At 31.8% G+C, this 5,889-nt stretch carries 7 protein-coding genes; 5 read left to right on the forward strand and 2 right to left on the reverse strand.

Annotated elements, in window-relative coordinates; genetic code table 11:
- The coding region (locus LWW95_11475; protein ID MDL1957645.1) for a glycosyltransferase at positions 1–891 on the reverse strand (891 nt) is incomplete at its 3' end.
- Between the two features lie 184 nt (positions 892–1,075).
- On the opposite strand from LWW95_11475, the gene LWW95_11480 reads away from it, so the two are divergent.
- From LWW95_11480 to LWW95_11500, 5 genes are all read left to right on the forward strand, one after another.
- Positions 1,076–1,312 carry an AbrB/MazE/SpoVT family DNA-binding domain-containing protein gene (locus tag LWW95_11480; protein MDL1957646.1) on the forward strand — a complete coding sequence of 79 codons (237 nt, stop codon included), beginning with the start codon at positions 1,076–1,078 and terminating at the stop codon, positions 1,310–1,312.
- On the forward strand, positions 1,309–1,770 hold the full coding sequence (locus LWW95_11485; protein ID MDL1957647.1) for a PIN domain-containing protein: 462 nt from the start codon (positions 1,309–1,311) through the stop codon (positions 1,768–1,770). The genes LWW95_11480 and LWW95_11485 overlap by 4 nt, the downstream gene beginning before the upstream one ends.
- Positions 1,771–2,783: 1,013 nt before the next feature.
- Positions 2,784–3,032, forward strand: a complete 249-nt coding sequence (locus tag LWW95_11490) for an AbrB/MazE/SpoVT family DNA-binding domain-containing protein (protein MDL1957648.1) — start codon at positions 2,784–2,786, stop codon at positions 3,030–3,032.
- A complete protein-coding gene (locus LWW95_11495; protein ID MDL1957649.1) occupies positions 3,005–3,466 on the forward strand; it encodes a PIN domain-containing protein in 462 nt (153 codons plus the stop codon). Before LWW95_11490 ends, LWW95_11495 begins: the two co-directional genes overlap by 28 nt.
- Positions 3,467–4,187: 721 nt before the next feature.
- A complete protein-coding gene (locus tag LWW95_11500; protein MDL1957650.1) occupies positions 4,188–4,910 on the forward strand; it encodes a helix-turn-helix domain-containing protein in 723 nt (240 codons plus the stop codon).
- A gap of 702 nt (positions 4,911–5,612) precedes the next feature.
- On the opposite strand, the gene LWW95_11505 is transcribed toward LWW95_11500, so the two are convergent.
- Positions 5,613–5,889: UDP-glucose 4-epimerase (locus LWW95_11505; GenBank protein MDL1957651.1), on the reverse strand; the 277-nt coding region annotated here is incomplete at its 5' end.

The following is a 5,889-nucleotide window of genomic DNA, read 5'->3' on the forward strand; positions in this document are numbered from 1 at the left end:
CAGTTCAACACGTGGTATTCTTCCTGTAAATATAACGTTATTTTTTATATCTAACTTCCTGGCGAGTTGTTCATGATATTTCTTCAACGACCCGTCGCCACCAATAATAAATAATATGTCTTTTCTATAATTAACCACTAATTTAGCGGCCATTATCAAATAAACGATCCCATATACTGGTTCATGATGTCTTACAGTAAAAACTATAAATTTATCCTCGGCACCATATCTTTGCCTTATAATTTTTAAATTTACATCAGGATTAAATTTTTTTACGTCCACGGCATTAGGAATAAGATATACTTTTCCAGTATCCTTAACTAATCCACAAGTTTCTTTATATACAGCTTTACTGGCAACAATAATAGCATCACTCTTATTAAGAATCTCCTTGACCAAGATATCATAACTTTTCCGAAGTCTAATGCCATATCCTACATCTGGTTCTGTAAGGATATCATAACCATGCAGAGTGATGACTAAAGGGTTCTTAAGTGCCCTTTTTACTAAAGTGCCCACGAAGCCCTCAGGATACGCGAAATGGGCGTGAACGATATTCAATTTTACATTACGTGTCATTTTAAGTGCAAATGATGCGTAAGCATAACTTCGTAACAATTGAAAATAATTTTTCATTAAAAATTGATGTGGGTAATATCGTGCACTAACTATTGAATCCTTGAAGGCATTTAGTAAAAATATTTTGTTTTCTTTCATATTATAGAAATATATTCTATTAGAGTATGTAAACCATCTCTCATCCTTCTTAGATCTAATAACAAAGATTTTAAGACCTCTTCTTGCAAGTCTTTCGATCTCATCGAAAACAAAAGAATATCTAATCTCCTCAGGAATTGTACTGACAAAGGATGAAATCACTAGTATACGCATATTATTCAACTCTGGTAAGAATTATTTTACTAATGAAATAAAAACTCATTTTCTTATTTATTTCCATCTACAATACTCATCCCACACCAAATTTTAATATTACTTCTGAAAATTCTCAGTTAAAGAATATTTACTCGAAATTTTTATATAATCGAGTATTATATATTTTACTCGGTTATTACGAATGATAATTGAAGGACGAGTTGGATCGAAAGGAGAACTTTTCCCCCCTAAAAAAATTAGAGAGAAGCTAGGTCTTAAGCCCAATACGAAGATAATCTATAAGATTGAAGAGGGAAGATTGGTGATAGAGCCCATTCCAAGTCTCGAGGATGTTTTAGAGGAACCGCCAGCCATCGAAATTACACTAGAAGAATTCCATGAATTTAGGAAAAAACTTTCTCGAAAGGCTGAAATATGAAGCTACTATTAGATACCACGTATTTTCTACCAGTTATAGGAATTTCTGTTAAGAATATTCTATGGAATACTATTATTGAGTTAATTAAAGGGGGATATCAAGTTCTGATAAGCGAAATTACATTTTTTGAACTCTCAGCCAAAGGCGCTAAATATATTGTAGCTGGAACTCTTACCCCTGAAAGAGTATCTAAAGGTATGAGAGCCCTTCTATACGATGATAGGATAGAAAAGATACCTATTTATGATACCTCTATACTATTAACAGCCTTTAAGCTTAGGATGATATTAAACGATTTTATAGACTGTCTTATCCTCTCATCAGCCATTAACCGAGCCGAGGTCTTAGTAACAGAAGACAAAGATATTCTAGAAATATCTAATAAAAGATCATTTCAAAACATTATTCAAATATCAAACCCTAAATTTAAGATCAAAAAGCTTAAGAATATAATATAACTTTACTAGCCACCTAATTATCCTCCTTTAATCTTAATCGATATCCCTCAAGAATTGGCTTAAATCTTTCAAAAGCTTTTCTTTCTTTCATTAGATAGCGATTATAATCGCCTTGATATATATTATAATCTACCTCTAGTAACGTTTGATAAGCATTTTAAAACTTATAGAACTAGGTTTAAACCTCTATAATCTCTTCCCTTCTCCATATATTTAATCATACTAAATACCAATAAGCCTCAAATTTATGTATATATTGAGAAATTCATTCGATAATTGGTTGTATAATTATGGCTATATCGCATTTAACTATAGTTATTTGCTAACGAGTTCAATAGAGCTATATTTTATCTTAAATTTTATGTAGAAGGGCATTATAAGTTTAATACCATTTCTCCTCTATAACGAGGTACCCATTCCACATTTTTATACGGCGTTGCTTTTCCAAACTCTTACAGGTTTAGAACTCACATTATATTTTCTTACAAAGGCAATTGCTTGTTTAAAGTAAATTGGTTGATTAAACACTCCTGCTCTTCACCTTACCCTCCCTCTTTAATTCATACAGAATCTTAAGAATAATTGGAGGAGGATAATCTTCAAATCTCTCTAATATTTCACTAGTCAATACTTTTTCTTAAGGACGTCGGCCTCCCCTATACTCAACTCAATTTCATAAACAGGGATGAAAATCTTTTAAACCTGGCTATTTCTTCTTTCAGTAATCGGATTTCACGCTCAAGTCTTTCTATCCTATCTAATAGATATGGATAGCGAAAACTGGACAGCTTCATACTCATTCCAATCCTCTTTTAATGTTTTAAAATCAATCACTTTTCTACTACGTCTACTAAATATTTATATATTTTACATTTAACACACCTATTCTTCATAATTATTAAGAAGATTTAGATGATAGTGACTTTATGGATAGTTAGATTTTTATTAATTTTGATTCGGTCTAAGGTTAAACTTATTAATAAGTTTAACCATCTAAATTATTTGGTGGTTTTGTGAGCGTTGTTAGGGTTTATAAGAAGGGTATTATTGTTTTACCTAAGAGTGTTAGGGATAAAGTTGGTGTTGAGGAGGGTATGCTGTTGAAGGTTTTTATAGAAGATGATAGAATTGTTTTGAAGCCTCTTGATCTATGGAATAGAGTATGGGGTTGTGGTAAGGGTATGGGTTCAGCTGAGGAGGCAGAGCTAGAGCTTGATCGTGAGGAGGATGTGTTTTGGGGTCGAAGAAAGTTAAAGAAGTAGTTATTGATACTTATGTTCTCTTAGCCATAGTTTATGATGAAGTAGGTGAAAACGCAAGTAGAGTACTAGAGGATATACGTAAAGGATTAGTTAAGGGATTACTCCCCACAACAGTTGCCTATGAATATATGATACACTGGTTGAGAGGTAGGATACCTGGGCTCAAAAGTCTTGAAGAAGTTATAACATATTTGGAAAACTATTTTAAAATAGTGGATTTAACTTTCAAAGATTATATGGATGCAGCTAAGATAAAAGTTAGAGGCGACGAGATTCTAAGGAAAGCTGAGGATGAAGCTCTTAGATCAAGAAAACTAAGCATTATTGACTCAACAGTAATAGCTTTAGCCCGTAAAAGAAAAGCCCCCATATTATCAGGTGATAAAGACCTAACATATGTTGCAGGAAAAGAGAAAATAGAGATCATATGGTAGAAAGAAATAACATATATTGAGAATTTGAAGGGAAAACCACAACATAAATATATGTTTAAGGTTGCCTACAGATGGCTTAAGATATTTAAGATTTGTATAAAGATTGTTGAGAATAGGAGTTGAAAATAATTTAAAGAAGTATTACTTAAGCCTGTCATATATACTCTTTCTTCTGCCTACTCGCACCACGATAACTCTGCATTTCATTAGCATATAGATAATTCTATATCCTCCTATCCTTGCTCGACAAAATTTCTTCAGTTTTCCCTTCAATCTTTTTTCACATATAGGGTTATGAGATAATTCATTTATTCTCATGAGAATTTTCTTTGCATTTCCATTAGATATCCTAGACAAAAATTTCTTTAACAAAAATTTCTTTACCTGACTTTGCATTTCAATAATGCAAGTCAAGGTTTTAACCCTCAACATTTAAACCTAAAGACTTTAGATTACCATAGACTTCATCATCCAATATGGTATCCAGTGTATCTATATAGATATCAGGTTCTTCAGTTTTTCCACTTAAACTTGTTTACAAGACCTAGAACTGCTGAAGATGTTGAGATCCAGGAAAACATAAATGACCTATAAATAAACCGTTTTAATCATTACAATAATATTAAACAAATATATTGACCCAAAACATTTAATCGAAACATTTTTAAGTCTGAATTATATATATGAATATGTTTAGAACATATTCTAGGTGGTAAGATAGATGAGACAAATACTTACTCTCGCTAAAGTAACATTCCGTCATGAGCCTTGTCCTTTTATTAGTTTAGCGAGAATCACAGATTCGACTCTATATCCAGTATATCCTAATTTAGCGACATTTAAAAACTATATGTTTCCCACAATTCTCGAAATTCCGGCAATCCCTGAAGACGCATTCACTAGATATCTGGAAACATTCAATAATTCATTTCAATTAAAGTTTCAAAAAAGAAGTGAAGAAAGAAAGAGAACAATTTTTGCTCTTGTGGCGAATAAGGGATTAGAAGAATTTGTGAAATTGACAGCTAAACGCAGAATGGTGTTATCACAACTCCCCCTTCACTCAGTAACTAAAAGTGAGGAATCTTTCTTTTTCATAGTGGATTTCAATAATGCAAAGTTCGTAGACGAATATGAAGAAAGATTATCTGCTATAGGCGATGCACGAGTTGTTATGATGAGTGAACTCAGAAATTTAGACGACTTTAAACAAATTCTTATAAGGAGGATAATAGAGCTTAGTCGTGAAGATGAGAAAATATTGTCCTATGCTATCCATTACGGGTACTTTGATATTCCAAAGAAGATTACATTAGGTGAACTAGCAAATAAGCTAAATATATCTAAAACAAGCCTTGATGTAAAGCTTAGAAAATCTATAGGTAGAATTATAGGAAGACTAATAGAGATGTACGAAGTATACTATTCACTTTTAGGAGTATAAAGGCGGTTAAAAAATGTCGCGTTCCTTCGTTAACATTATCAAAAAATACCCCATACTTGCTAAATTAGTGGTTTCTGACAAGTATTGGGCAACGCAGGTTTCAAAATCTTATCCCCACTCAATATACTCGTTACCAGTACCATACTTTCCTCCGATTCGAGATGCAATACACGAATATGCTATTATAGAAAATGTAATGTAAAAAGTCAATATATATTCCTAGCATATAATAATGCTGCGATAAATAATTTAAAGGCTAAGATCTCAGAAATTACTGACTATCTATCTCTTTCGATTATTTCAAACAATGTATCCTCAGAAAAAGTATATAACCAGGAACAATGTTTTTTTAACAAACCACTTAAAATTCTCGGCTTCGACGAAAAGCAAAGAGAAATTGTAAAACAATTAATGCTTGGGATATCTTTAACACCAGATAAAATACGGGGTAGAAACGTAGTAAGAATCATAGAGTTATTATCAAGAAGATCTATAAGAGAAGCCATTGAAGAAATACTACATATATTATTTAAAATAATATCTCATCAAATTTAAGAATTTATTAAATAAAACTTACTTTTTTATTCTTTATCCTATCTATTATTTACATATATATTAGTTTATAAAATATGATTTCTCTAATTTGGAATAATCCCAAAAATACAAAATTACTTAGAGTACTGTTTAACAAATATTCTAATACTAAAATAATTCTTTCATAAAAGACTCTACAGTCTTTTCCACAGCTTCTCTACTCTTAAATCTTGGAGTAAAGCCAGCTTTCCTCAATTTTTCTATTGAAAGCGCTATCCTCTTAACATCACCCCTCCATCCAACACCATGAAGCATAGGCTTATAGCTGAAAGAAACATTTTTCAGTCCAAGGGTTTCCACAGTTATTCTTGCAACATCGTTTACAGTAATCCAATCTATAGAACCAATATTATAGACATCGAAATTTTTAGTAATTTTCTCGGCG

It is taken from the genome of Candidatus Desulfofervidus auxilii (assembly GCA_030262725.1).
GTDB lineage: Bacteria > Desulfobacterota > Desulfofervidia > Desulfofervidales > Desulfofervidaceae > JAJSZS01.